The organism is Pectobacterium versatile (genome assembly GCF_003932035.1).
Classification (GTDB): Bacteria; Pseudomonadota; Gammaproteobacteria; order Enterobacterales; family Enterobacteriaceae; genus Pectobacterium; species Pectobacterium versatile.
Genome location: NZ_CP034276.1, coordinates 3308176 through 3332178, shown reverse-complemented (window position 1 = coordinate 3332178; position 24003 = coordinate 3308176). Strand labels below are relative to the sequence as shown.

General features: G+C 51.6%; 23 protein-coding genes. 15 read left to right on the top strand and 8 right to left on the bottom strand.

Annotated features, from left to right (window positions below; all coding sequences use genetic code 11):
- Positions 1–40: 40 nt before the first annotated feature.
- From EIP93_RS15105 to hisP, 3 genes are read left to right on the top strand one after another with little or no spacing between them, the layout of a single operon-like run.
- Positions 41–730: a histidine ABC transporter permease HisQ gene (locus EIP93_RS15105; RefSeq protein WP_010298525.1), complete on the top strand. Its 690-nt coding sequence runs from the start codon at positions 41–43 to the stop codon at positions 728–730.
- On the top strand, positions 723–1439 hold the full coding sequence (locus tag EIP93_RS15100) for an ABC transporter permease (RefSeq protein ID WP_010298523.1): 717 nt from the start codon (positions 723–725) through the stop codon (positions 1437–1439). Before EIP93_RS15105 ends, EIP93_RS15100 begins: the two co-directional genes overlap by 8 nt.
- Before the next feature lie 17 nt (positions 1440–1456).
- The gene (gene hisP / locus EIP93_RS15095) at positions 1457–2230 is read left to right on the top strand and encodes a histidine ABC transporter ATP-binding protein HisP (protein ID WP_103862171.1); all 774 of its coding nucleotides are present in this window, start codon (positions 1457–1459) and stop codon (positions 2228–2230) included.
- Positions 2231–2408: 178 nt separating this feature from the next.
- On the opposite strand, the gene EIP93_RS15090 is transcribed toward hisP, so the two are convergent.
- From EIP93_RS15090 to yfcG, 3 genes are all read right to left on the bottom strand, one after another.
- Entirely contained in the window at positions 2409–3314 is a 906-nt protein-coding gene (locus tag EIP93_RS15090; protein ID WP_125232924.1) for a TIGR01777 family oxidoreductase, read from the bottom strand.
- Positions 3315–3329: 15 nt separating this feature from the next.
- The gene (gene folX, locus EIP93_RS15085; protein WP_109224804.1) at positions 3330–3701 is read right to left on the bottom strand and encodes a dihydroneopterin triphosphate 2'-epimerase; all 372 of its coding nucleotides are present in this window, start codon (positions 3699–3701) and stop codon (positions 3330–3332) included.
- Positions 3702–3823: 122 nt separating this feature from the next.
- A complete protein-coding gene (yfcG, locus tag EIP93_RS15080) occupies positions 3824–4450 on the bottom strand; it encodes a GSH-dependent disulfide bond oxidoreductase (protein ID WP_010295413.1) in 627 nt (208 codons plus the stop codon).
- Between the two features lie 262 nt (positions 4451–4712).
- Between yfcG and yfcE the strand changes: the two genes are divergently transcribed.
- A complete protein-coding gene (yfcE, locus tag EIP93_RS15075; protein ID WP_109224803.1) occupies positions 4713–5264 on the top strand; it encodes a phosphodiesterase in 552 nt (183 codons plus the stop codon).
- A gap of 123 nt (positions 5265–5387) precedes the next feature.
- Positions 5388–6056: an NUDIX hydrolase YfcD gene (gene yfcD / locus EIP93_RS15070; protein WP_107333160.1), complete on the top strand. Its 669-nt coding sequence runs from the start codon at positions 5388–5390 to the stop codon at positions 6054–6056.
- A 72-nt stretch (positions 6057–6128) separates the two neighbouring features.
- Here yfcD and EIP93_RS15065 read toward each other — a convergent pair whose 3' ends face one another.
- The 3 genes from EIP93_RS15065 to ackA form a co-directional block, all read right to left on the bottom strand.
- Positions 6129–6989 carry a DUF817 domain-containing protein gene (locus EIP93_RS15065; protein WP_039506189.1) on the bottom strand — a complete coding sequence of 287 codons (861 nt, stop codon included), beginning with the start codon at positions 6987–6989 and terminating at the stop codon, positions 6129–6131.
- A gap of 244 nt (positions 6990–7233) precedes the next feature.
- A complete protein-coding gene (gene pta / locus EIP93_RS15060; RefSeq protein ID WP_029367433.1) occupies positions 7234–9372 on the bottom strand; it encodes a phosphate acetyltransferase in 2139 nt (712 codons plus the stop codon).
- A gap of 79 nt (positions 9373–9451) precedes the next feature.
- A complete protein-coding gene (ackA, locus tag EIP93_RS15055) occupies positions 9452–10654 on the bottom strand; it encodes an acetate kinase (RefSeq protein ID WP_039491518.1) in 1203 nt (400 codons plus the stop codon).
- Between the two features lie 458 nt (positions 10655–11112).
- Here ackA and yfbV point away from each other — a divergent pair, with 458 nt between their 5' ends.
- The 4 genes from yfbV (at position 11113) to EIP93_RS15035 (ending at position 14863) form a co-directional block, all read left to right on the top strand.
- Positions 11113–11568 (top strand): terminus macrodomain insulation protein YfbV, encoded by a 456-nt coding sequence (yfbV, locus tag EIP93_RS15050; RefSeq protein ID WP_107333159.1) that lies wholly within the window; start codon positions 11113–11115, stop codon positions 11566–11568.
- A gap of 165 nt (positions 11569–11733) precedes the next feature.
- Positions 11734–12228, top strand: coding sequence for a YfbU family protein (locus EIP93_RS15045; RefSeq protein ID WP_014916031.1), 495 nt, complete (start codon positions 11734–11736; stop codon positions 12226–12228).
- A gap of 22 nt (positions 12229–12250) precedes the next feature.
- Positions 12251–12907 carry a sugar phosphatase gene (locus EIP93_RS15040; RefSeq protein WP_010278919.1) on the top strand — a complete coding sequence of 219 codons (657 nt, stop codon included), beginning with the start codon at positions 12251–12253 and terminating at the stop codon, positions 12905–12907.
- Positions 12908–13030: 123 nt separating this feature from the next.
- Entirely contained in the window at positions 13031–14863 is a 1833-nt protein-coding gene (locus EIP93_RS15035; RefSeq protein ID WP_125232923.1) for an SLC13 family permease, read from the top strand.
- Positions 14864–14907: 44 nt separating this feature from the next.
- On the opposite strand, the gene yfbR is transcribed toward EIP93_RS15035, so the two are convergent.
- Together yfbR and EIP93_RS15025 are read right to left on the bottom strand one after the other, a co-directional pair.
- Positions 14908–15507 carry a 5'-deoxynucleotidase gene (gene yfbR, locus EIP93_RS15030; protein WP_039484047.1) on the bottom strand — a complete coding sequence of 200 codons (600 nt, stop codon included), beginning with the start codon at positions 15505–15507 and terminating at the stop codon, positions 14908–14910.
- Between the two features lie 142 nt (positions 15508–15649).
- Positions 15650–16864, bottom strand: coding sequence for a pyridoxal phosphate-dependent aminotransferase (locus EIP93_RS15025; protein ID WP_039484049.1), 1215 nt, complete (start codon positions 16862–16864; stop codon positions 15650–15652).
- Between the two features lie 503 nt (positions 16865–17367).
- Between EIP93_RS15025 and lrhA the strand changes: the two genes are divergently transcribed.
- From lrhA to nuoF, 6 genes are all read left to right on the top strand, one after another.
- Positions 17368–18318, top strand: coding sequence for a transcriptional regulator LrhA (gene lrhA / locus EIP93_RS15020; protein WP_095995412.1), 951 nt, complete (start codon positions 17368–17370; stop codon positions 18316–18318).
- A gap of 677 nt (positions 18319–18995) precedes the next feature.
- The gene (locus tag EIP93_RS15015) at positions 18996–19436 is read left to right on the top strand and encodes an NADH-quinone oxidoreductase subunit A (protein WP_010278904.1); all 441 of its coding nucleotides are present in this window, start codon (positions 18996–18998) and stop codon (positions 19434–19436) included.
- Between the two features lie 17 nt (positions 19437–19453).
- On the top strand, positions 19454–20128 hold the full coding sequence (locus EIP93_RS15010) for a NuoB/complex I 20 kDa subunit family protein (RefSeq protein ID WP_005969846.1): 675 nt from the start codon (positions 19454–19456) through the stop codon (positions 20126–20128).
- A 98-nt stretch (positions 20129–20226) separates the two neighbouring features.
- Entirely contained in the window at positions 20227–22026 is a 1800-nt protein-coding gene (nuoC, locus tag EIP93_RS15005; RefSeq protein ID WP_039484051.1) for an NADH-quinone oxidoreductase subunit C/D, read from the top strand.
- A gap of 2 nt (positions 22027–22028) precedes the next feature.
- Entirely contained in the window at positions 22029–22574 is a 546-nt protein-coding gene (gene nuoE, locus EIP93_RS15000; protein ID WP_103862163.1) for an NADH-quinone oxidoreductase subunit NuoE, read from the top strand.
- The gene (gene nuoF, locus EIP93_RS14995) at positions 22571–23920 is read left to right on the top strand and encodes an NADH-quinone oxidoreductase subunit NuoF (protein WP_103862162.1); all 1350 of its coding nucleotides are present in this window, start codon (positions 22571–22573) and stop codon (positions 23918–23920) included. Before nuoE ends, nuoF begins: the two co-directional genes overlap by 4 nt.
- Positions 23921–24003: the final 83 nt, after the last annotated feature.

The following is a 24003-nucleotide window of genomic DNA, read 5'->3' as shown; positions in this document are numbered from 1 at the left end:
CGCAGCGTGCCATTAACCGCTATTTCAACGGATATCATTGATGCTCTATGGCTATTCCCAGCTAATTCTGGATGGTGCCATCATGACGCTGGAGCTGGCCGCGAGTTCGTTACTGCTGGCGCTGGCTATCGGCCTGATTGGTGCGTCGGCGAAGCTGTCTTCCAACCGTCTGCTGGCGGGGTGTTTTTCCTGCTATACCACGCTGATTCGTGGCATTCCCGATCTGGTACTGATGTTGCTGATTTTCTATGGTCTGCAAATTGTCTTAAACGGCGTGACGGAATCGATCGGCTTGGATCAGATTGACATCGATCCGTTGACTGCCGGGATTATTACACTGGGCTTTATTTACGGCGCATATTTCACGGAAACCTTTCGTGGTGCCTACCTTGCCGTGCCGCGCGGGCAAATCGAAGCTGCCGTCGCGTTCGGTTTCTCTCCCATGAAGGTGTTCCGCCGTATTCTGTTTCCTTCCATGATGCGCTTTGCGCTACCGGGCATCGGCAATAACTGGCAGGTGATCCTGAAAGCGACGGCGCTGGTGTCATTGCTTGGCCTGAATGATGTGATTAAGGCGACGCAACTGGCCGGCAAGGGCACACACGAACCGTTTTATTTTGCGCTGGTTGCCGGGGCGATGTACCTGATTTTTACCACCATTTCTAACGGCGTGTTGTGGTGGCTGGAAAGGCACTATTCGCAGGGAGTCAAAAAAATAAATTATGAGTGAGATCCTGCAACAATATTGGCAGCCGCTCTTGTGGAGCGATGGTTACCGACTGACTGGATTGGCGATGACGCTCTGGCTGCTCATTTCCTCGGTAGTTATCGGCGGGCTGATGGCACTGCCGCTGGCGATTGCCCGGGTGTCGCCGCGACGCCGGTTCAGCTTTCCGGTTTGGCTATTCACCTATGTATTCCGCGGTACGCCGCTCTACGTGCAGCTTCTGGTGTTCTATTCTGGCGTGTATAGCCTGGAGATTGTGCGTGGCACCGACATGCTGAATGCCTTTTTTCGCAGCGGGTTAAACTGTGCCATTTTGGCGCTGGCGCTGAATACCTGTGCGTACACGACAGAGATTTTTGCGGGAGCAATCCGCGCGGTACCTCATGGGGAAATTGAAGCGGCCAGAGCATACGGCTTTTCCCGCTTTAAGCAGTATCGCTGCATTATTTTGCCAGGTGCGCTGCGTATTGCGTTGCCCGCCTACAGTAACGAAGTGATTCTGATGCTGCATTCAACGGCGCTGGCCTTTACCGTAACGGTGCCGGATATTTTGAAGATTGCCCGTGATATCAATGCGGCAACCTACCAGCCGTTTTATGCCTTTGGTATTGCGGCGGTCATCTATCTGGCGATCTCGTTTGTGTTAATTGGGCTGTTCAGAAAGGCGGAACGGCACTGGTTACGTCATCTTTATACCCGTTCATCCCATTAAACGCAGGAAAAAAGAGTATGTCGAATAACAAACTGATGGTGACGGAACTGCGTAAACGTTATGGCCAGCATGAGGTGTTGAAAGGGATCTCATTACAGGCGAAAGCGGGTGACGTTATTTCGATTATCGGGTCGTCCGGTTCGGGGAAAAGTACCTTACTGCGCTGTATTAATTTTCTGGAAAAACCCTGTGAAGGGGCGATTTACGTCAGCGATCAGGAAATTCGCATGGTGCGTGATACTGACGGACAGCTGAAGGTTTTTGATAAAAAGCAGCTTCAGATGCTGCGGACGCGTCTGACGATGGTGTTTCAGCACTTCAACCTGTGGAGCTTCATGACGGCGCTAGAGAACGTGATGGAAGCGCCAATTCAGGTATTAGGACTCAGTAAAGCGGAAGCGCGTGAGCGGGCGGTGTTCTACCTGAACAAGGTCGGGATCACGGATGTGGCCCAACAGAAATACCCGTCGGATCTCTCCGGTGGTCAGCAGCAGCGCGTTTCTATTGCACGGGCGTTGGCGATGGAGCCGGAAGTTTTGTTGTTTGATGAACCTACGTCAGCGCTGGATCCCGAACTGGTCGGCGAGGTGTTGCGCATCATGCAGCAGCTTGCGGAAGAAGGGAAAACGATGGTGGTGGTGACCCATGAAATGGAGTTTGCCCGTCATGTTTCCAGCCACGTTATCTTCCTGCATCAGGGCGTAATTGAAGAAGAAGGACCACCAGATCAACTGTTCGGTAGCCCTAAAAGTGCACGTCTGCAGCAGTTTTTGTCCGGTGCGTTGAAGTAGGTTTTGGGGCTGATGATGTGCATTGAGCGATGATAATGGGTAGATCGTAAAGACGCTGTGAATACATCCGTGTACGCTCGAGCCGCGCCATCCTTGGCGCGGACGCTTTACTCTTCTATCCCATTATCATCGTTCTCGTTCTGCGAAAAGGCTACCAGCAACCTGAGATGGATAGTTATCAGCTCGGTTTTTTGATGACGTCCTGCAGGGCTTCTTCCAGCTCAATGAAACGGAAAGTAAAGCCTGCGGCTTCTAACCGCTGCGGAATGGCGCGCTGTCCACCCAGTACCAGCGTCGACGCTTCTCCCATCAGTAGTTTGAGCACAAAAGCGGGAGCCCGTAAGAAACCGGGACGATCCAATACGTGTGCCAGCATGGCAGAAAATTGTTCATTATGAACCGGATAGGGCGCAACCATATTGAAAGGGCCGCTCAGTATCGGCTGGTTCAGCAGATAAATAATGCCGTTCACCATGTCATCAATATGAATCCACGGCATATATTGCTTGCCGGAACCCATCGGCCCGCCAAGTCCGAGGCGGAAAATTGGCAGCATTTTTGCCAGCGCGCCCCCCTGTGCTGACAGAACAATGCCGGTGCGTAGCAGGCAGACGCGGGTTTTATCACTTTCGGCGGACTGTGCCAGGGCTTCCCAGCGGGCGCACAGATGATGTGTAAATTCATCGACTGGGGATTCATCTTCGGTGACCAGCGCTTCTCCCTGATCGCCATAATACCCGACAGCGGATCCTGAGATAAAAACCGCTGGCGGCTCACTGCTGGCCTTTATCCGCGTGGCAAGCTGTTCGGTGATGTTCCAGCGGCTCTTTGCCAGACGCTGTTTTTGCTGTGGCGTCCACCGTTTGTCGGCGATAGGTTCGCCCGCCAAATTGATGACGCCGTCAAAGTCGTTCAGTGAGGTGACATTACTCAGCGTGGACCAATATTCCACCTGATTGCCGAGAACGCCTCGAGCGCGCTCAGGATCGCGTGTCAGTACCGTGATGTCATGGGAAAGCAGCTGTAATCGTTGGATAAGATGGCGGCCAATAAGGCCGGTTCCGCCTGTTATGAGTAGTTGCATCGCTTCCCCTTATCTTTATGCCTTGTGATAACGCAGGGTCATGGAAACCGAATCGGCGTATCGCAAGGCAAACGGTTTATCTACTTCTACTTCAGCATAGGTTATCCATTCGTGCTCGCTGGCGATGTTGAGCACATCCTGCGTTAATTTTTCCAGCAAAGCGAAGCGGTTATCTTCTACGTGGCGAATAATGTTTTTGGTGATGGTGCGGTAGTTCAGCGCATCGGCAATATTTTCGCTGTTGCGTGCTTGTTCTGCTGGGTAGTGAATCACAACGTTGATGATCACATCCTGCTTATTCGCGATTTCCTCATCTTTGATACCGATGAAGGTGCGCAGCCGCAGATTTTTTATACGAATAATGGCGTCAGAAGGATGATGTGGCATTGCTCGGCCCTCGGTTGCTTCTGTTACTGCGACTAAAGCGCAGCGTCAGGTATCGTTAACGACAATATGTTGATTACCATAGCAGAAGATACCCAAAGGCCGAATGAGATGATGCCAGAATTTTATTGCTCGGCGAGCTGGTAAGCCCGTTGCGTTGCCGGGCGCTCACTGATACGCGTATACCACGCCTTCACCGCTGGGTAATCATCAAGGTCGACGCGCTGGCGAGCATAAGAAACGACCCACGGGTAGGTCGCGATATCGGCAATGCTGTAATTTTCTCCTGCTAGCCAAGGGCTGTCTTGCAGATGTTTATCCAGCACGCGATACAGGCGCTGCGTCTCCTGCTGATAGCGTTCAATGGCGTAAGGCACTGGCTGAGGGGCATAGTGGTTAAAATGATGATTCTGCCCCAGCATTGGCCCGAAACCGGCGACCTGCCAGAACAGCCACTGTAGTGTGGCCGTACGCTCACGTAATGACGTGCTCAATAGCACGCCGTGCTTTTCCGCCAGATAGAGCAGAATCGCGCCAGATTCAAACAGGCTAATTGGCGTGTCACCTTCCGCGGGCTGCGTATCGACAATCGCGGGGATTTTGTTGTTAGGCGAGATAGCCAAAAATTCCGGTTTGAACTGTTCGCCTTTGCTGATATTCACGCGGTGGAGCTGGTAGGGGAGATTAGCTTCTTCCAGAAACAGGGTGATCTTGTGCCCGTTAGGGGTTGGTGCGTAATACAGGTCAATCATGAATCAAGTCTCCGTTTTAATTCAGAAAAACATCATGGACTGTATGGCAGTTGATCGCTTCAGAGAGCGATGCGCTGTCAGAATAGCGTATTGAGGAACGGGCCCTTACCCTACCACTTCTACGAGTGAAAAATAAACGATGGCGCACCTCGTTATACGATCTTTACCGGAAGCGTGCTGCCAACTTTGGTAGACTACGTCCGATGAAGGATGCGGGTGTTGTGGGTGTAGCATTGTTGATATAAACGTTGTGGAGATAACGATGAAGTTGATGTTTGCGTCCGACATACACGGTTCCCTCAGTGCGACGGAGCGCGTGCTGGAAGTCTTTGAGCAGAGTCAGGCCGACTGGCTTATCTTGTTGGGCGATTTTCTCAATCATGGCCCACGCAACCCGCTGCCGGAGGCGTATCAGCCTGCGGAAGTGGCTACACGACTAAACGCTTATGCGTCACGTATCATTGCCGTACGGGGAAATTGCGACAGCGAGGTTGATCAGATGCTGCTGACCTTTCCGATAACGGCACCCTGGCAACATGTGCTATTGCCGCAGAATCGCCTTTTCCTGACGCACGGTCATCTTTATCATCCAGATAATATGCCACCGCTACACGCGGGGGATGTGCTGGTATATGGTCATACTCATATCCCCGTTGCTGAACAACGCGGGGAATATTATTTTTTCAATCCCGGCTCAGTGAGCTTGCCGAAAGGGGGATACCCCGCGAGCTACGGTTTACTTGAACAAGACGAACTGCGGGTTCTGCCGTTACACGGCGGCGAACCTATTGCACAGGTCGCGATTAGGCACTAATTTAGCGTATACCCTGTTTTTGACCTTGAATAACAGCAAGGCAGCAGGGAATATTCACAGCAAAGTTCGATCATTTAAAACAGACGCGCGTAGCAACGTGCCAATACTAAAGGGTTTCAGAGGATGGCGGAACAAAGTCAGGCAGCAGGCACAGAGTGGGTTGATATCGTCAATGAAAACAACGAGGTAATTGCTCAGTCAAGTCGTCAGCAGATGCGTGCTCAGAGTCTTCGCCATCGTGCTACTTACATTGTTGTGCATGATGGAATGGGTAAAATTCTGGTGCAGCGCCGGACGAAAATCAAAGATTTCTATCCAGGCTGGCTGGACGCGACCGCTGGCGGCGTAGTGCAAAGCGGTGAGCAGATGCTGGAATCCGCACGCCGTGAAGCCGAAGAAGAGCTTGGCATTGCAGGCGTGCCGTTCGCAGAGCACGGCTTGTTCTATTACGAAGGCGAGAATTGCCGGGTATGGGGCGGGCTGTTTAGCTGCGTCACCCACGGGCCGTTTGCGCTACAGGAAGAAGAGGTTGATGAGGTTAGCTGGCTGACGCCGCAAGAAATCACCGCACGCTGCGATGAATTTACGCCGGACTCGCTGAAAGCTCTGTCGCTGTGGCTGACGCGCTATAGCGATCAGGATTATGGCAAGCCGATTTCACGTAAGCTGAACGAGGCAGTCGAAGCCGCTGCAACACCTGCTGTTAATAATAAAAATATCCATGATGAAAATGCTCATGATGAAAACGACAGCAACGTCGTTACTCCATCAGACGCTGATTCACAGAAATAATTTCTTCCCTGTCTCGCCGCTGCTTTTTCTCCGCTGCGGCGTCTATTTTTCCGAGTGATAAACTGCGGGTTATCACTCGGGAACATGAATACTCTTCTTGATGTCCTTCAGGTAAATCACGATGGTGAACGTCATGATCACCAGCAAAGCCCACGAGCTCCATTTCCCTACGTGAACCATCGACCAGGCTCCGAGCTGTTCTGGATAGCTCCAAACGCTGAAAAGCGTACTGATATTTTCAGCCAGCCAGATAAAAAAGCCGATCAGAATAAAGGCCAATGATAGCGGCATTCGTCGTTCCCGATCGTAAGGCGTGAAAATGACGGTGGTACGTGCATAGAGCCCGACAGCCAATGCGGCAATGTACCAGCGATAGTCGCCGATGTAGTGGTGGGTGAAGAAATTGGCATAAATGAGTAGCGCGACCAGCGTTGCCAGCCAGTAGGGCGGGTGATGGCGAATTTTAAGATCGAATAACCGCCAGGACTGAATGATATAGCTACCGACAGAGGCGTACATGAATCCGGCAAACAGCGGCACACCCAGTACCTTGGTGTAGGCGAAATCAGGGTAAGACCAGGAACGAATACCTGATGAGGTTTTAAACACCTCAAGCGCAAAACCTACGAGGTGAAACAGCGTAACGGCTTTTAACTCATCCCAGGTTTCCAGCTTGCTGGCGATCATCCATCCCTGAATCACAATGGCAAATATCAACAGCAAATCATAGCGCGGGATAGCGAACCAGCCGGCTTTCGGCACGCTGAAAACAGCAAGAAAGAATAGGCCAACGAAGATACAAGCGCGGGCTTCTTTGACGCCGAAATAGAGAAATTCAATCAAAAAACGGGTTAACCCTGTTGGCGATGAAGGCGTGATCCCTTTTTCCAACTGCTGCTGAAAGTGTTGATCTAATAATCGTATTACAGTCATCCATAGACCCTGTTTATGGTTATTCTTGAGCCTGCTCGGTGTGGTTTTTTATGCGGAGATCAATAAAAAATGCCAGCGCTGAGGCTGGCATAGAAGATAACAGAATTAATCTGAATATATCCGTCATACTTCAAGCTGATTGTGCGTTGGCTTCCTTTACTCACCCCAGTCACTTACTTGAGTAAGCTCCTGGGGATTCGTGCAGTTGCCGCCTGCAAGCAACTCGAATTATTTAGGATACCGATTAGAGCTGTGTAGCCTGAATGGCGGTCAGGGCAACGGTGTAAACGATGTCGTCTACCAGTGCGCCACGAGACAGGTCGTTAACCGGTTTGCGCATGCCTTGCAGCATTGGCCCGATGGAGATCAGGTCGGCAGAACGCTGTACCGCTTTGTACGTGGTGTTACCGGTGTTCAGGTCAGGGAAGATGAACACGGTAGCTTTACCCGCAACTGGCGAGTTCGGCGCTTTGGACTGTGCAACGTCAGCCATGATAGCAGCGTCGTACTGCAACGGACCATCGATGACCAGATCAGGGCGTTTTTCCTGCGCCAGACGAGTCGCTTCACGCACTTTCTCAACATCGCTACCCGCGCCGGAGTTACCGGTAGAGTAAGAGATCATTGCAACGCGTGGGTCGATACCGAATGCGGTAGCGGAATCAGCAGACTGAATAGCGATTTCAGCCAATTGCTCTGCAGTTGGGTCTGGGTTGATGGCGCAGTCGCCGTAAACCAGAACCTGCTCAGGCAGCAGCATGAAGAACACAGAAGACACCAGCGAGCTGCCCGGTGCTGTTTTGATCAGCTGCAACGGTGGACGGATGGTGTTAGCGGTGGTATGAACGGCACCAGAAACCAGACCGTCAACTTCGCCCTGTTCCAGCATCAGCGTACCCAGAACCACGTTGTCTTCGAGCTGTTCGCGCGCAACCACTTCGGTCATGCCCTTGCTCTTACGCAGCTCAACCAGACGCGCAACATAGCGCTCACGCACGACAATCGGATCGACGATTTCGATGCCTTTGCCCAGTTCTACGCCCTGAGCGGCAGCAACACGTTGAATCTCTTCTGGGTTACCGATCAGCACACAGTGAGCAATACCGCGTTCAGCACATATAGACGCTGCTTTAACGGTACGTGGTTCATCACCTTCTGGCAGAACGATACGTTTGCCTGCTTTACGCGCCAGCTCAGTAAGCTGATAGCGGAACGCTGGCGGAGACAGACGACGTGAACGCTCAGATGCTGCGCTCAGTGAATCGATCCACTGGGTGTCGATGTGGCGTGCAACATATTCCTGCACTTTCTCAACACGTTGACGGTCATCAGCCGGTACTTCAAGGTTGAAGCTTTGCAGGCTGAGTGAGGTCTGCCAGGTGTTGGTGTCGACCATAAATACTGGCAGGCCAGTCTGGAAGGCACGTTCGCACAGCTTGGCAATGCTCGGATCCATTTCGTAGCCGCCAGTCAGCAGCAGGGCACCGATTTCCACGCCATTCATGGCAGCCAGACAAGCGGCAACCAGAACATCAGGACGGTCAGCGGAGGTCACCAGCAGTGAGCCAGGACGGAAATGCTCCAGCATATGAGGGATGCTGCGTGCGCAGAAGGTTACAGACTTAACGCGACGCGTCTGAATGTCACCTTCGTTGACGATACGAGCATTCAGGTGCTTCGCCATATCTATGGCGCGCGTAGCAATCAGGTCAAAGCTCCACGGGATGCAGCCCAGAACCGGCAGCGGGCTGTTAGCGAACAGCTGCTTCGGATCGATGTTGGCAACGCTGGCTTTGGTGGAGTCATCAAAGATTTCAGACAGGTCAGGGCGAGTACGGCCCTGGTCGTCTACTGGCGCATTCAGTTTGTTGATGATCACGCCAGTGATGTTTTTGTTTTTGCTGCCGCCGAAGCTGGAACGCGCCAGTTCGATACGGTCTTTCAGCTGTGCCGGGGAATCGTTACCCAGCGCCAGTACGAAGACGATTTCTGCGTTCAGCGTTTTGGCGATTTCATAGTTCAACGCGTTAGCAAACTGGTGCTTACGGGTAGGAACCAGACCTTCAACCAGAACAACTTCAGCGTCTTTGGTGTTTTCGTGGTAGCGCGCGATGATTTCTTCCATCAGCACGTCTTGCTGGTTGGAGCTCAGCAGGGCTTCAACGCGGCTCATCGCCAGCGGCTCGGCGGCGCTGATGGCGGAATTAGCACGAATAATGGTAGTCGTTTGATCTGGCGTATTGTCGCCACTGCGCGGCTGGGCAATAGGTTTGAACACGCTCAGGCGGACGCCTTTCTGTTCCATGGAGCGGATGACACCCAGGCTGACGCTTGTCAGACCAACGCTGGTGCCAGTTGGGATCAACATGATTATACGGGACACGGCCGAACCTCTTTACGGTTGCTCGTTAGTCAAAAACAACACCGTCAGCCTTGGCTGACGGTGTTGGGAGTTACGTGTTTTACGCAGTCAGACGGTAAGCGTCTTCGGCGATGACCAACTCTTCATTGGTCGGGATAACCAGCGCCGCGCGGGTGCCATCTTTAGCGATGTTGCCACCTTTACCGAAGCGTGCAGCCAGGTTGCGTTCGTGATCGACGTCGAAGCCCAGCAGACCCAGTTTTTTCAGTGACAGCTCACGAACCATTGCCGCGTTTTCACCGATACCACCAGTGAAGATCACCGCATCCAGACGACCTTCCATCAGTGCCGCGTAGGAACCAATGTACTTAGCCAGACGGTGGCAATAAACATCCATTGCACGTTTAGCGTCTGCTTTCGTCTCGTAGTTATCTTCAACGTAGCGGCAGTCGCTGGTCACTTCGGTCAGACCCAGCAGACCAGATTCTTTGGTCAGCATTTTGTTGATAGCATCAACACTCATGCCCATTGAGTCATGAAGGTGGAAAATGATCGCCGGATCGATATCGCCACTACGTGTACCCATCACCAGACCTTCCAGCGGCGTCAGACCCATCGAGGTGTCAACGCATTCGCCGTTACGGATTGCAGTAACGGAACCACCGTTGCCCAGATGGCAAGTGATGACGTTCAGCTCTTCTACTGGTTTGTTCAGCACTTTGGCGGCTTCACGAGAAACAAAGTAGTGGCTAGTACCGTGTGCGCCATAACGACGGATGTGGTTTTCTTTGTACAGTTTGTACGGCAGTGCATAAAGGTAGGATTCTTCCGGCATGGTCTGGTGGAACGCGGTGTCGAAAACAGCGACGTTTTTATCAGCCAGGTGTGGGAAAGATTTCAGTGCTTCGTCGATGCCGATCAGGTGCGCCGGGTTGTGCAGAGGTGCAAAAGGTACGGAATCTTTGATACCCTGAAGAACATCATCAGTGATGATCGCGGATTGGGTGAACTTCTCACCGCCGTGAACGATACGGTGACCAATAGCAACCAGTTGAGCTGACAGCTCCGGTTTCTGAGACAGAATGGTATTGACGATGAAGTTCAGCGCTTCGCTGTGAGCTGCACCGGCACCCAGTTCGGCGTCTTGTTTACCGCCGTCCATTTTCCATTTGATGCGGGCTTCAGGCAGGTTGAAACACTCGGCTAAACCAGACAGGTACTCTTCTCCGTTAATCGCATCGATGATAGCGAATTTCAGGGATGAACTACCGCAGTTAAGAACCAGTACTAACTTACTCGACATGGAAGTACCTACTTGTTATACATGGTTAAAAAAATGTCATACAGGGCATAGCGTATCGCATGCCGCCGCTGGCATTTATGATTAACATCATACCTTGGTGTGATACACCAGACACGATGATGAAATAGGGTCGATACTATCGATGTAGGTTATATCGGATAATCGATACACAATTAATCGATATAACTAATCTCTATAACAACGTGACATCGACCTGATGTAAACCGCAGCTTTTAAAGCGATGGATAACCGCGTTATGGCCGTTGGCTGCGCTTATGTCGCGAAGGGAATTATACTCCTTGCGTGTAGTCATACTACTTTAGGTATACAGCGGCCAAAAGGCCGATCTAGGATACCGATAGCGTAGGCTAAACACAAAATATATTTTAACCTTATCAACTTGAGTTGTTGATTTGTGCAAAAGTTTTATTTTTTATCTGTAAAGTTGAGGTGTGGCTATGGCGACGAAACCAGACAGTAGAATCAGTTGGCTACAGCTACTCCAACGTGGGCAGCATTACATGAAAACGTGGCCAGCAGAAAAGCGGCTGGCTCCGGTATTTCCTGAAAACCGTGTGGCGCGAGCGACGCGGTTCGGTATCCGCATCATGCCGCCGCTGGCGGTGTTTACCTTAACGTGGCAGATTGCGCTCGGTGGTCAGCTCGGTCCGGCCATCGCCACCGCACTGTTTGCCTGTAGCCTGCCGTTGCAGGGGCTCTGGTGGCTGGGTCGCCGTTCTGTGACGCCTTTACCGCCGACGCTGGTACAGTGGTTCCATGAAATTCGCCATAAACTATTAGAGTCAGGACAGGCATTAGCCCCCCTGGAAGAAGCGCCAACTTACCAAACGTTGGCGGATGTGCTGAAGCGCGCGTTTAACCAGCTTGATAAAACCTTCCTGGATGATTTGTGATCGGCGTCAGGCTGTGTGCGGGTTGATGGCTATTTTGTTCTTTCCCCTGTTTCAAATCAAAGAAGCGGTGGCTACCGCTACCGTGACACGATTCAGTATGCGATTCTGAGGCCAATACCTATTTAGCGATATTGGCTTACCCCAAAAAGGGTTCAGGAGAGCAACATGGAAATGACAAATGCCCAGAGATTGATCCTTTCAAATCAATATAAAATGATGACGATGCTCGATCCCGACAACGCCGAGCGCTATCGCCGGTTACAAACGATTATCGAGCGGGGTTATGGTTTGCAGATGCGCGAACTGGACCGTGAGTTTGGTGAGCTGACCGAAGAGGTTTGCCGCACCATTATTAACATCATGGAAATGCATCATGCCTTGCAGGTGTCGTGGACCAATCTGAAAGATAAGCAGGATTTGGATGAACGCCGCCTGACCTTTTTGGGCTTTGATGCCGCAACGGAAGCGCGCTACCTCGGCTTTGTACGCTTTATGGTACATGTCGAAGGTCGCTACCCCCATTTTGACGCGGGCACGCATGGGTTTAACGCTCAGACAAAAATGTGGGACAAATACAACAGAATGCTGGCTGTCTGGCAATCCTGCCCACGCCAGTATCACTTGAGTGCGGTTGAGATCGCACAGATCATCAACGCCTGATTAATGGAAAAAGGGGCTTTCTGTGGAGTGTAAAGGTTTTCTGTTCGACCTCGATGGTACGCTGGTTGATTCACTGCCTGCTGTAGAACGTGCGTGGATTAACTGGGCAAAGGATCACGATATTGAACCACAGGAAGTGCTGGATTTTATTCATGGCAAGCAGGCAATCACATCCCTGCGTCACTTTCTTCAAGGGCAAAGCGAAGAAACGATTCAACAAGAGTTTGATGCGCTGGAGAAAACTGAAGCGTCTGATACGCAGGGCATTGTTGCCATGCCAGGGGCGAAGGCGCTGTTGGAACGTTTGGATGCACTGGATATCCCCTGGGCGATTGTGACATCCGGTACGGTGCCGATTGCCAGCGCACGTCATCATCGTGGAGAACTGCCTGCTCCTCGTGCCTTTATTACCGCGGAGCAGGTTGCCAAAGGCAAACCTGCTCCTGATGCTTATCTCCTTGGCGCACAGCAGCTAGGGTTAAAACCGGAAGAGTGTGTCGTCGTGGAAGATGCGCCCGCGGGCGTACTCTCGGGTCTGGCGGCTGGCTGCAAGGTGATTGCGGTGAAGGCTCCTGCGGATACGCCGAAACTGGATCAGGTCGATCTGATTCTTGATTCGTTGGAGCAGATAGAAATAGAACAATTACCGAACGGCGCGAAGGTACTTCTGCGTCAGTAGGTCGTCTGTAACATAATGACAAAACTGTGACTAAATATGATCAGACCTCGCATCCGCGAGGTTTTTTTATGGCATGCTGAACCACCACCTCTCAATATGCATTTTTCTGTCAGGGGAACCGTTTTGAATAGCGAACTTCTCTGGGTTTTATCCCTGTTGCTGATCGCCATTGTGTTGTTTACCACCAATAAATTACGTATGGACGTCGTCGCGCTGTTGGTCATTATTGCGTTTGTACTGAGCGGTACACTGACGCTATCTGAAGCGTTGGTGGGGTTCAGCGATCCTAACGTGATATTGATTGCTGCCCTGTTTGTGATTGGTGAGGGGTTGGTTCGTACCGGCGTGGCTTATCAGGTCGGTGATTGGCTGGTTCGTGTGGCGGGCAGCAGTGAGATGAAGATGTTGATCTTACTGATGGTCACTGTTGCGCTGCTGGGGGCTTTCATGAGCTCCACTGGCGTTGTGGCAATTTTTATTCCCGTGGTGCTGAGTGTCTCTGCACGGATGAAAATTTCCCCCGGAAGGCTGATGATGCCGCTGAGTTTTGCCGGATTGATTAGCGGCATGATGACGCTGGTAGCAACGCCGCCGAATATGGTGGTGAGCAGTGAGCTGATGCGCGAAGGTGTCGCGGGCTTTGGGTTTTTCAGCGTAACGCCGATAGGGATAGTGGTCTTGCTGCTGGGCGTGGCGTATATGATGGTGGCGCGTTACTGGCTTGGCGATGCCGAGACGGCAACTGCAAAAGAGATGTGGAAGAGAAGAACGTTTCGCGATCTGATTCGTGATTACCGGCTGACGGGTAGGGCGCGTCGGTTGGCGATTCGCCCAGGATCGCCTTTTATCGGCCACCGTCTTGATGATTTACGCCTGCGTCAGCGCTTTGGGGCGAACGTGGTTGGGATTGAGCGCTGGCGTAAGTTTCGCCGTGTGATGATCAGCGTGGCGGGCAATACCGAACTTCGCCTGAATGATGTCTTACTGATCGACATGTCGGCGTCTGAGGTGGACTTACGCGAATTTTGCACTGCACAGCGGCTTGAACCGATGGTGCTGCGCGGTGAGTATTTCTCCGAGCAGGCGCGTGATGTCGGAATGGCGGAAGTCTCTTTGATTCCTGACTCTGAGCTGTTGGGTAAAACACTGTACGACGTCGGGTTTCGAAGCCGCTATGGCCTGAGCGTCGTAGGGATTCGCCGGGCAGGTGAAGCGATGGAAGGCATCCTCGCCGATGAACCGCTCCAGCTCGGTGATATTCTGCTGGTGATGGGTGACTGGCGCATGATTCGACAACTGCACACGCAGAAAAACGACTTCCTTTTACTTAATCTCCCTGCCGAAGTGGATGACGTTGCGCCCGCGGTGAGTCAGGCTCCACACGCGCTGTTTTGCTTGGCGCTGATGGTAGCGATGATGCTGACGGATGAAATACCGAATGCGGTCGCCGCATTGATCGCGTGTTTGCTGATGGGGAAATTCCGCTGCATCGACATGGAAAGTGCTTATCGAGCCATTCACTGGCCGAGTATTATTCTTATCGTCGGGATGATGCCGTTTGCGCTGGCGTTGCAGCAAACGGGGGGGGTCGCACTAATTGTTAAAGGGTTGATGGACGTTGCCGGGAACGCCGGGCCGCATGTGATGCTGGTGTGCTTGTTCGTACTGTGTGCCGTGATCGGCCTGTTTATTTCCAACACGGCAACGGCGGTGCTGATGGCACCCATTGCGATTGCCGCAGCGAAGCAGATGGGTGTGTCGCCTTATCCTTTTGCGATGATCATCGCCGTGGCGGCCTCTGCCGCATTTATGACACCCGTGTCGTCACCAGTGAATACGTTGGTACTGGGGCCAGGCGGTTATAAATTCGGGGACTTTGTACGCATTGGCGTCCCCTTTACCGTGCTGGTGATGTTGGTCAGCGTAGTGATGGTGCCGTGGCTGTATCCGTTCTGACGGTTTCCGCTGTTGTTCTCGTTGCTCGCGTATAACGGCAAACGTTATAGCGGCGAGTCCTGACTGATTTCGTCAAGCGACAGGCTAAAGCTGGGCACGAACACCGTCATGAAATAGTCCATTTCCGGGCTGTGGCGCAGCTGCAATGTTTTTTCCAGTCGTGCTTTGGCAAGCGTGAATTCCGCATTGCCTGCCGATAATTCTTCCAGACATTTCAGGTAGGCGCACAGGGCGTCTGCCTGTTTAACGATGAGGCGTTCTTCTTCGCTGGTGTAGTTATCATCCAGCAGCATGCGATAATCCTGCTGTAACTCTTCCGGCAACATCTCAATCAGTTTCTGTTGTGCAATCTTCTCTATCTTCTTGTACTCATGTGCGATCTGCGCGTTGTAGTACTTGATGGGCGTCGGCATGTCACCGGTCAGCACCTCGCTGGCATCATGATACATCGCCAATAGTGCAATGCGTTCTGCATTCAGGCTACCCTCGAATTTGCGGTTTTTGATTACCGCCAGCGCGTGAGCGACGAAGGCGACCTGAAGACTGTGCTCGGAGACGTTTTCCGTGCGCACGTTGCGCATGAGCGGCCAACGGCTGATGAGTTTTAGACGAGATAAGTGGGCGAAAAAGTGGCTCTGATTCATGGCGATCTCTCAGACAACAGCGCGGTGAAATAGCAATATCGTGGGCATCTATTGTGGGCACTTGCCAGAGATTATGCAAACGGAGGTGAGGTATTCGCCGAGCGGTGATTGCCCGGCGAGGATAGGCGCGATGACTGCTGGGCTATTGGTGATAGTGACCCAGAAAACGACCTAACTTGTGGATTGCCATGTCCAGTTCATCAATACGCGGCAGCGTGACAATGCGTACGTGGTCTGGGTAAGGCCAGTTAAACGCAGTTCCCTGAACCAGTAACACTTTCTCCTGCAACAGGAGATCCAGCACCAGTTTTTGGTCGTCGTGGATATTAAAGCGCTTAGCATCAATGCGTGGGAACATATACAGCGCGCCGCGTGGTTTTACGCACGACACGCCTGGGATCTGATTGATCAGTTCCCAGGAACGGTTGCGCTGCTCGTACAGGCGTCCACCGGGCTGAATAAATTCGCTGATGCTCTGATAGCCACCTAGCGCGGTTTGAATCGCATGCTGCATTGGCACGTTGGCACACAAACGCATGGAAGCCAGCATTTCCAGCCCTTCAATGTACCCTTTGGCGTGCTTTTTCGGGCCGTTCAGTACCATCCAGCCTTGACGGAAACCCGCTACGCGGTAGGTCTTGGAAAGTCCGTTGAACGTGACTGTCAGCAGATCCGGCGCGAGAGCGGCAATAGAATGATGTTGCGCGTCGTCATACAGAATTTTGTCGTAAATTTCGTCGGCGAAAATGATCAGGTTATGTTCGCGTGCAATCGCCACGATATCCAGCAGTAGCTCTTTGCTGTAGACCGCACCCGTTGGGTTGTTCGGGTTGATGATCACAATACCGCGAGTATTGGACGTGATCTTTTTACGGATATCATCCAGATCGGGGAACCAATCGGAGGATTCATCGCAGAGATAGTGAACGGCATTGCCGTTAGACAGGGAAACCGCTGCGGTCCAAAGTGGGTAATCCGGCGCAGGGACCAGCATTTCATCACCCGGATTAAGCAGCGCCTGCATGGATTGCACGATGAGTTCGGAAACACCGTTACCGATATAGACGTCTTCGACCGTCATATCGCGCATATCCCGCGCCTGATAGTGCTGAACGATGGCCTTACGGGCGGAATAGAGGCCTTTGGAATCACAGTAGCCCTGTGCCGTTGGCAGATTACGGATGACATCGACCAGAATTTCGTCCGGTGCCTCGAAGCCGAAAGGGGCTGGGTTGCCAATATTCAGTTTAAGGACTTTATTACCTTCTTCTTCAAGCCGCTTGGCTTCCTTTAAGACTGGGCCACGGATGTCATAGCATACGTTCTCCAGCTTCTTGGATTTTTCAATCGGAGACATAAATAGTACGAACCTTTTTGCAGAGAGCGCATATTCCCAGACGGAATAGCATAACCTGCTTAATGTACTCCTCCTGTAGTACCTTTTGAAGAATGATTATCGCTTTCGCTGCAAATGATTGCGCATCTGCACTATATGGTTGTGTACTCGTTGGATGGTGCGATATGGTAGGGGTGCGGACGACTGTTCATGCCGCACTTTTTTAGCGCCAAAATAGGGTGACAGGGAGATCTCGTTTATTTAAGTGTGGAGCGTATTTATTTCGCAAGGTGAAATAAAGGGAAGGTGCCGTTGTTATTGAATTAAGGATTAAGGCTGGTGAGCCATTTAATTACATGATGTCTTACCAATGGAAAGGCGATAGTGGTAACGAAATATAAGTATTTTTTTGCCCTTATCGTGCGTCTGCGATAGTGTCTTTAAATGTATCGGTCATTACCTGTACATGTAATAAAACACCAGGAATATTTTGTTAAAATTAAAATAGATAAGTGAAAAATCGTATGACCAGTGCAAATCGACCAGTACTTAATCTCGATCTTGATTTACTGAGGACGTTTGTTGCCGTTGCAGATTTAAATACGTTTGCAGCTGCGGCGGCCGCAGTTAATCGAACTCAATCGGCTGTCAGCCAGCAGATGCAGCGGCTGGAGCAACTCATCGGAAAGGAGCTTTTTGCTCGGCACGGGCGTAATAAGTTGCTGACTGAACATGGTATTCAGTTTCTGGGTTATGCCAGAAAAATATTACAATTCAATGATGAAGCCTGTATTTCATTAATGTACAGCGATATTCAGGGTACGCTGACCATTGGGGCGTCTGACGATACTGCAGACACTATCCTTCCTTATATTTTACACCGAGTGACATCTGTATTTCCTAAACTCTCCGTCAATGTCAGCGTAAAGCGTAGCGCTGAAATGATGGAGATGCTGAATGAGGGAAAAATAGATCTGGTCATTACCACAATGAACGGTGTGGTGTTTCCTCATGTGTTATTGCGTAGTTCTCCGACGCTATGGTACTGCGCCGCGGATTATCAGTTCCGAGCGCAAGAACCCGTGCCTCTGGTTGTTCTGGATGAACCGAGCCCTTTCCGTACGCTGGCTACGCAGCAGCTGACGGCTGCAGGGATCCCCTGGAGAATTGCTTATGTGGCTTCAACGCTGTCCGCGGTGCGGGCTGCGGTGAAGGCTGGCATGGGTATTACCGTACGTTCAGTAGAAATGATGAGCCCGGAACTGCGGGTATTGGGTGAGGAGGAAGGGTTGCCGAGATTGCCTGAAACACGTTATTTCCTCTGCCAGAACCCTAACCAGGAGAACGAACTGGCGACGGCAATTTTCAATGTGATTGAATCAGGGAAGCCCTCTCACATTACGCCTGTCAGCATGTTAGCAAACAGCGCGAATGGAAAACTGTCTTCCGATCCGTCACTGAAGGACGCGATCTAATCGTAATGGGTAGTTAAGTATCATTCGGGGAGGGTAGGGATGCACCCCGAATGATGATGATTTATGACTAACCTGTTAAACCCACATCGGCAGCGCCTTCTTGGCCTGATTTTTTCACGCCGATCCCACTTTGCGTTTTCCATTTCACATCAATAGGCTAGGCGTGGCGAGATTAATGATCTCTTTCATTTTATAAAACGCCGGTTCTTTTTTTTTAAAATAATGTTATGGAAAATAGCGTCAAACCTTGTCCAGCATCATCTTGATTTTTTTACTAACTAAATTGGTAAAAATGTGTGCTGGATCAAAAAATACCCCTAATAACCACATGGGGGAACAGGCATTTTCTGTGAAAATGGTATAGTGACGCGGTGAACTTGCTTCCTGTGTCGCTGCATATTGGTTAACTGACAAAAGTACTGACTCGATTTAGCTGCGGGTGAGAACACAAAATGTTAACAAAACAGCGTGCATGTAAAGTAATGTACTGTTATTTTTAGTAAGGTTGAAAAAAAGGTTACAAATTTAGGGGCTCAACCATACCAAGCAAGGCTTACCTGATACGTTTCCGTGCTTTTTTGTGGTTATTAATCCTTCCTTTTAATCGATGTGGCGCATTAACTGCCGATAATAGAGCAGAGATGTTACCCGCCACTTTTGATGAGTAAGCAAAGAGAATGTCAACAACTACTGAAATCCTCGCCCATCATTGGGCATTTGGGCTATTCCTTATCATTGCCGTAGGCCTTTGCGTCTTCATGCTGACCGGTGGATTCTTGCTGGGGGGAAGAGCAAAAGGCAGGGCCAAAAACGTACCTTATGAATCCGGTATCGACTCCGTAGGTTCAGCGCGGTTACGCCTGTCTGCTAAATTTTATCTTGTCGCTATGTTCTTCGTTATCTTCGACGTTGAAGCCCTCTATCTCTACGCTTGGGCTGTGTCTATCAAAGAAAGCGGCTGGATTGGCTTCATTGAAGCAACCATTTTCATTTTGGTGCTGTTGGCTGGTTTGATTTACCTGGTTCGCGTTGGGGCACTTGACTGGACCCCGGTACGTTCCAAGAGACAAGTCGTTAAATCAGATATCATCAACACTACCAACAATCATCCGCAGTAACAGCGAGGCATTTTAAGATGGACTATACGCTCACCCGCATAGAGCCGGACGGTGAGAATGACCGTTATCCCCTGCAACGTCAGGAGATCGTTTCCGACCCTCTGGAGCAACATGTTCACCGCAGTGTCTACATGGGCAAACTGGAACATGCATTACACGATACGGTGAACTGGGGTCGTCAGAACTCCCTGTGGCCGTATAACTTTGGCTTGTCCTGTTGCTACGTAGAAATGGTGACGTCATTTACTGCTGTTCATGACGTTGCGCGTTTTGGCGCTGAGGTTCTGCGTGCATCGCCACGTCAGGCCGACTTCATGGTGGTAGCGGGAACCTGCTTTACCAAGATGGCCCCTGTTATTCAGCGTCTGTATGAGCAAATGCTTGAGCCTAAATGGGTTATCTCCATGGGTGCATGTGCTAACTCCGGCGGTATGTACGATATTTATTCCGTCGTTCAGGGCGTAGATAAATTCCTGCCTGTTGATGTGTATATTCCGGGCTGCCCGCCGCGTCCTGAAGCCTACATGCAAGCGCTGTTGCTGCTGAAAGAATCCATCGGTAAAGAACGCCGCCCTCTGTCATGGGTGGTGGGTGAACAGGGCGTTTACCGCGCCAACATGCAATCTGAGCGTGAGCGCAAACGCGGCGAGCGAATCGCTGTGACCAACCTGCGTTCGCCTGATGAGATTTGACCTGTAGATGATAAACCCGGTGGCCGTGTAATACCCCGATAATAGTGTGCGGTCATTATCAGCTACAGAAATAGCACATTTAATGTGGTGACATATTTATGACAGATTTAACGACACACGATCTCGCTCAGCCAGGCTGGCAAACCCGCGATCATCTTAACGATCCGGTCGTTGGCGAACTGTGTAACCGTTTTGGACCAGATGCATTTACTGTACAGGCAACCCGCACAGGTATCCCTGTTGTGTGGGTCAAACGTGAGCAATTACTGGATGTTGTCGCATTCCTGAAAAAACAGCCGAAGCCTTATGTCATGCTGTTTGACCTGCACGGTATGGATGAGCGCCTGCGCACCCATCGTGAGGGTTTACCTGCCGCCGACTACTCCGTCTTTTATCACCTCATTTCCATCGAGCGTAACCGCGACATCATGCTGAAAGTCGCGTTGGCTGAAAATGATATGCATTTGCCGACCGTGACCAAGCTGTTCCCGAATGCCAACTGGTATGAGCGGGAAACTTGGGAGATGTTCGGTATGACCTTTGATGGTCACCCGCACCTGACGCGCATCATGATGCCGCAGACGTGGGAAGGGCATCCGTTGCGTAAAGATTATCCGGCGCGTGCGACCGAATTCGATCCTTTCGAGCTGACCAAGCAGAAAGAAGATCTGGAAATGGAATCGCTGACGTTCAAACCGGAAGAGTGGGGTATGAAGCGCGGTACTGAAAATGAGGACTTCATGTTCCTCAACCTCGGTCCGAACCACCCCTCTTCACACGGTGCATTCCGTATTATCCTGCAATTGGATGGCGAAGAAATCGTCGACTGCGTGCCTGATGTGGGTTACCACCATCGCGGTGCGGAGAAAATGGGCGAGCGCCAGTCTTGGCACAGCTACATTCCTTATACCGACCGTATTGAATACCTCGGCGGCTGCGTTAACGAAATGCCGTACGTACTGGCCGTGGAAAAACTGGCAGGCATTGAGGTGCCGGATCGCGTCAAGACGATTCGCGTAATGTTGTCTGAGCTGTTCCGTATTAATAGCCATCTGCTGTATATCAGTACCTATATTCAGGACGTCGGTGCGATGACACCGGTGTTCTTTGCGTTTACTGACCGCCAGAAAATTTACGATTTGGTTGAAGCGATTACCGGTTTCCGTATGCACCCAGCGTGGTTCCGTATTGGCGGTGTGGCGCACGATCTGCCACGCGGCTGGGAACGTCTGCTGCGTGAATTCCTTGACTGGATGCCGGCTCGTTTGGACACCTATGTCAAATCTGCATTGCAGAACACCATTCTGAAAGGCCGTACTCAGGGCGTTGCTGCCTACAATGCGAAAGAAGCATTGGAATGGGGCGTAACGGGTGCAGGTCTGCGTGCTACAGGTATCGGTTTTGACGTGCGTAAATGGCGTCCGTATTCCGGCTATGAAAACTTTGACTTTGAAGTGCCAGTAGGCGACGGCATCAGCGATTGCTATAGCCGCGTTATGCTGAAAGTTGAAGAGCTGCGTCAGAGCTTACGTATTCTGGATCAGTGCCTCAAGAACATGCCGGAAGGCCCGTTCAAAGCGGATCACCCGCTGACGACGCCGCCGCCAAAAGAGCGCACGTTGCAGCATATCGATACGCTGATTAACCACTTCCTTCAGGTTTCCTGGGGACCGGTTATGCCTGCCAATGAATCATTCCAGATGGTTGAGGCAACGAAGGGTATTAACAGCTATTACCTGACCAGTGACGGCGGCACGATGAGCTACCGTACCCGTATTCGCACGCCGAGCTATGCGCATCTGCAACAGATTCCTTCTGTAATTCGCGGATGTCTGGTATCCGACCTGATCGTTTACCTCGGCAGTATTGATTTCGTAATGTCAGATGTGGACCGCTAATTATGCATGATCACAACAATCACGATCATATTGACGCACTGGGACAACCTGCTGCCGATTCGCTGACAAAAGACAATGCTTTTGTATTGAGTGACGCCGAACGTGACGCCATTGAGCACGAAAAACATCACTACGAAGATGCACGCGCGGCGTCAATCGAAGCACTGAAAATTGTGCAAAAAGAACGTGGCTGGGTGCCGGATGGCGCTATCCACGCGATTGCCGATCTGCTGGGTATCCCCGCCAGTGACGTGGAAGGCGTGGCAACGTTCTACAGCCAGATTTATCGCCAGCCTGTTGGACGCCACATTATTCGCTATTGCGACAGCGTCGTGTGCCACATTAATGGCTATCAGGGCGTTCAGGCCGCGCTTGAGCGTAAGCTCAGCATCAAACCGGGACAGACAACGTTCGATGGACGTTTCACGCTGTTGCCGACCTGCTGCCTGGGGAACTGTGATAAGGGGCCGTCAATGATGATTGACGACGATACCCACAGCCATGTGACGCCGGAAGGAATTGAATCGTTATTGGAGCAGTATCAATGAGTAAAGACATTGTTCTGACTGCTGAGCAGCATCCTCTGACCTGGCGTTTACGTGCAGACAAACAGCCAGTATGGCTGGATGAATATCGCAGCAAAAACGGCTATGTCGCCGCGCAAAAAGCGTTAACCGGCATGGCGCAGGATGAAGTGGTCTCACTGGTTAAAGACGCTGGCCTGAAAGGGCGTGGCGGCGCGGGCTTTTCGACAGGCTTGAAGTGGAGCCTGATGCCGAAAGACGAAAGCATGAACATCCGCTACCTACTGTGTAACGCGGATGAAATGGAGCCTGGCACTTATAAAGACCGCCTGCTGATGGAGCAAGAGCCTCATCTGCTGGTTGAAGGTATGCTGATCAGCGCCTTTGCGCTGAAAGCCTACCGTGGCTACATCTTCCTGCGCGGTGAATACATCGAAGCGGCTGTTCACCTACGTCGGGCAATCGAAGAAGCGAAAGCGGCTGGCCTGTTGGGCAAAAATATTCTGGGTAGCGGGTTCGATTTCGAACTGTTCGTGCATACGGGCGCTGGGCGTTACATCTGCGGTGAAGAAACCGCATTGATTAACTCACTGGAAGGCCGTCGTGCCAACCCACGTTCCAAGCCGCCATTCCCGGCGTCTGCGGGTGTTTGGGGCAAACCGACCTGCGTCAACAACGTGGAAACGCTGTGTAACGTGCCAGCTATTATCGAGCACGGCGCAGCGTGGTATCAGGGGTTGTCTGCGGGTAAAAGTAAAGATGCAGGCACGAAACTGATGGGCTTCTCCGGCCGCGTCAAGAATCCGGGTCTGTGGGAGCTGCCGTTCGGTACGACTGCGCGTGAAATTCTGGAAGACTACGCGGGCGGTATGCGCGATGGTCTGAAGCTGAAAGCCTGGCAACCGGGTGGTGCAGGTACGGATTTCCTGACGGAAAGCCATCTCGATCTGCCGATGGATTTTGAGCACATTGCGAAAGCAGGTAGCCGTATGGGTACCGCGCTGGCGATGGCCGTCGATCACGAAATCAATATGGTCTCGCTGACGCGCAATCTCGAAGAATTCTTCTCCCGTGAATCCTGTGGCTGGTGTACGCCGTGCCGCGATGGTCTGCCGTGGAGCGTGAAGATTCTGCGTGCGCTGGAGAAGGGCGAAGGCCAGCCTGGCGATATCGAAACGCTGGAGCAGCTTTGCCGTTTCCTCGGGCCTGGCAACACCTTCTGTGCGCATGCGCCGGGTGCGGTCGAGCCGCTGCAAAGTGCCATCAAGTATTTCCGGGAAGAATTCGAAGCGGGTATCTCTAAACAGTATTTAGGCAACCTCAAGGCGATTGGCGGTATCCAGCCTAACCTGTTGAAAGAGCGCTGGTAAGCTATCGCTCAACACGTGCGAGATGCAGTGAATGTATCCGCAGGGTGGCGCAAATAAGCCACCCTCATAAACCCAATAGATTT